Origin of the sequence: Dietzia sp. E1 (genome assembly GCF_014145015.1) — a bacterium.
Lineage (GTDB): Bacteria > Actinomycetota > Actinomycetes > Mycobacteriales > Mycobacteriaceae > Dietzia > Dietzia cinnamea_A.
The window spans coordinates 1-3,085 of record NZ_JAALDU010000467.1; the positions used below are offsets into that span (position 1 = coordinate 1).

A 3,085-nucleotide genomic window follows, 5' to 3' on the forward strand; every position below is an offset into this window, starting at 1 on the left:
CCAGGTGGTCGATCGGGCGGGTCTGGCCGCACACGACGGCCAGGGACTCGCGCAGCTGCTCGAGCCGGCGGTGGGTGACCACCACGGCCACCACGCGCCGGGCGTCGGCCGCTCCCCGGTCCGCGCCGCCCTCAGCCCTCATGCCGCATCCTGCCGATGTACTCGCCGATCGAGCGCCCGGCCTCGGGGCCCTCGTAGGCGGTGACGATCTCCTCGATGCTCCCGCGTTGGCGGATGCGGCCGTGGTCGATCCACATGGCCGAGTCGCACAGCTGCGCGAGGAACTCGTTGGAGTGGGACGCGAAGACCAGGATCCCCGAGCGGGAGACGAGGTCGGCGAGCTTCACGCGCGCCTTCTTCATGAACTCCGCGTCCACGGCGCCGATGCCCTCGTCGAGCAGAAGGATCTCGGGGTCGATCGAGGTCACCACGCCCATGGCCAGCCGCACGCGCATGCCGGTGGAGTAGGTGCGCAGTGGCATGTCCAGGTAGTCGCCGAGCTCGGTGAAGTCGGCGATCTCGTCGACCTTGGCCTTCATCTGCTTGCGCGTCTGGCCGAGGAACAGGCCGCGGATGATGATGTTCTCGTAGCCGGAGATCTCCGGATCCATGCCCACGCCGAGGTCGAACACGGGCGCCACGCGGCCGCGGATCCGCGCCGCGCCGCGGGTCGGCTCGTAGATGCCGGACAGCAGGCGCAGCAGCGTGGACTTGCCGGCGCCGTTGTGGCCGACCAGGCCGATGCGGTCCCCCTCGCGGAGGGAAAGGGTGATGTCCTTGAGGGCTTCGACGACGACGACGTTGGACGCGTTCCGGCCGATCGCGCCCCCCGCGGAGCCGAGGACCGCCTTCTTGAGGGACCGCGATTTGGCGTCGAAGATCGGGAAATCCACGCACGCGTCCACGCAGTCGATGGACACGCCGCCGGGGGTGGGCGCAGCGGAGCTCATGGGATGTACCTCCTACACCCAGTACGGGACTCGGGAGCGGAACCGGCGCAGCGCCACGAACGCCAGCAGCAGCCCGACGGCCGTGCAGGCCAGGACGACCCACCAGTGGTAGGCGTCGACGGACTGGCCGAGCATGGGCGCCCGGACGATCTCCAGGTAGTGGTAGAGCGGGTTGATCTCGGCGATGCGGGCGCGGTCGGCGATCTGCCCGCCCTGCTCGTACAGCGTCTGCGTGGTCCACACGATGGGGGTCATGTAGAAGAGCAGCTGCACCATCGAGTCCAGCAGCGGGGCGATGTCCCGGAACCGGGTGGCGAGGATGCCGAACAGCATGGACACCCACACGCCGTTGACCATGAGCACCGCCAGCCCCAGCACGGACAGCAGGAGCTCCCAGCCCAGCGGCCGCGGGAACACCAGCATGAGGATCACCCAGATGACCAGGTTGTGGCACAGGAACAGGAACTGCCGCCACACCAGCCGGTAGACGTGGACGCTCAGCGCGCTGGGCAGCTGCTTGATGAGGCCCTCGTTGGCGATGAAGACCTCGGCGCCCTCCTTGATGCAGCCGGAGATGAAGCCCCACATGATGAGGCCCACCGTGACGTGGGGGAGGAACTCGGCGAGCGGGATCTGGAAGAGGATCGAGTACAGCAGGCCCAGCGCCACGGCCATGACGCCGGTGGCGATGGTGATCCACAGCGGGCCCAGCGTGGAGCGGCGGTAGCGCTGCTTGATGTCCTGCCAGCCCAGGGACAGCCACAGCTCGCGCTGGCCGAGCCCCTGGCGCAGGTCGGCCACGGCCCGGCGGAAGGTGTGGGAGTCGTTGACGATCTCGCCCCGCACGCGCTCGTCGGGGAGCGTCGCCGAGGTCGGATCGGGAAGGGACTGGTCCTGCACGAGGGCTCAGCGTACTAGAGGTCCTGCCGGTGGCAGCCCCGCCGCGAGGGCGCGTAGACAGGAGAGATGACGACCAGCACGCAGATCCAGCTCGCGAGCCGTCCCACCGGATGGCCGACCCACGACAATTTCCGCACGGTCACCGTCGACCTCCCCGAGCTCGCCGAGGGCGAGGTCCGGGTGGCCAACGAGTTCATCTCGGTGGATCCATACATGCGGGGCCGGATGAACGAGGGACGCTCCTACATCCCGCCGTTCGAGCTCGACGAGACCATGACCGGCGCGGCCGTGGGCAGGGTCGTCGAGTCCCGCTCGGACGACCACCCCGTCGGCGCGGTGGTCCTGCACAACGACGGCTGGCGCGACGTCGCCCAGGGTGACGCCCGGCAGTTCCGCGTGGTGCAGGAGATGGACGGGGTGCCGATCTCGGCGTACCTCGGCGTCCTGGGGACCACGGGCCTCACCGCGTACGTCGGGCTGTTGCACATCGGCCGGTTCCAGGCCGGCGAGAGCGTGTTCGTCTCCGGCGCGGCCGGGTCGGTCGGTTCGGCGGTGGGGCAGATCGCCACGCTGATGGGCGCCTCGAAGGTCGTCGGCTCGGCCGGCAGCCCGGAGAAGGTGGCCACGTGCATCGAGCGCTACGGGTTCGACGCGGCGATCAACTACAAGGACGGCCCGGTCCGGAAGCTCCTGCGCGAGCATTTCGGCAGCGAGAACGGCGAGGGGATCGACGTCTACTTCGACAACGTCGGCGGCGATCACCTGGAGGCCGCGCTGGATTTGATGAACGACGGCGGCCGCCTGGCCCTGTGCGGCGCGATCAGCTCGTACAACGACGCCGAGCGCAAGCCCGGCCCGGACAACCTCTGGTACGCCATCACGCGTGGGCTGACGCTGCAGGGCTTCACCGCGAACAACTACATGGGTTACTTCAAGGAGTTCGCCGAGAAGGTGGGCCCGTGGGTGGCCTCCGGCGAGCTGAAGTTCGACGAGACGGTGGTCGAGGGGATCGACAACTCGGTCGACGCGTTCCTCGACCTGATGAAGGGCGCCAACACCGGCAAGATGCTCGTCAAGATCTGAAGTCCCCGGGGCTCCCACCGGGCCCGCCCTGCGGTGGGGCAGGCTGGTGGCCATGACGCCGATCCGTCGAGCCGCGCCCGCCACCCGCCTCCGGAGACGGGCCCGCCGCCGTCTCGACACGGTGCGCGCCGCCGCGGACGCCCGGTGGGGGC

Annotated in this window: 3 protein-coding genes and 1 pseudogene; 1 reads left to right on the forward strand and 3 read right to left on the reverse strand. The window is 69.5% G+C overall.

The features are described 5' to 3' along the window. The 3 genes and pseudogenes from G6030_RS16630 to G6030_RS14065 form a co-directional block, all read right to left on the reverse strand. Positions 1-142: pseudogene (locus G6030_RS16630) on the reverse strand (galactofuranosyl transferase); the annotation flags it as partial. Beyond that, positions 132-950, reverse strand: coding sequence for an ABC transporter ATP-binding protein (locus tag G6030_RS14060; RefSeq protein WP_007633383.1), 819 nt, complete (start codon positions 948-950; stop codon positions 132-134). The pseudogene G6030_RS16630 and the gene G6030_RS14060, both read right to left, overlap by 11 nt. A gap of 12 nt (positions 951-962) precedes the next feature. After that, positions 963-1,850, reverse strand: coding sequence for an ABC transporter permease (locus G6030_RS14065; protein ID WP_007633381.1), 888 nt, complete (start codon positions 1,848-1,850; stop codon positions 963-965). A gap of 66 nt (positions 1,851-1,916) precedes the next feature. Between G6030_RS14065 and G6030_RS14070 the strand changes: the two genes are divergently transcribed. Then, positions 1,917-2,933 (forward strand): NADP-dependent oxidoreductase, encoded by a 1,017-nt coding sequence (locus G6030_RS14070; protein WP_007633379.1) that lies wholly within the window; start codon positions 1,917-1,919, stop codon positions 2,931-2,933. Positions 2,934-3,085: the final 152 nt, after the last annotated feature.

Bases quoted from the DNA above. Each gene is read 5' to 3' on its own strand.
- G6030_RS14060 (WP_007633383.1), bottom strand. From the start codon at position 950: ATGAGCTCCGCTGCGCCCACCCCCGGCGGCGTGTCCATCGACTGCGTG.
- G6030_RS14070 (WP_007633379.1), top strand. From the start codon at position 1,917: ATGACGACCAGCACGCAGATCCAGCTCGCGAGCCGTCCCACCGGATGG.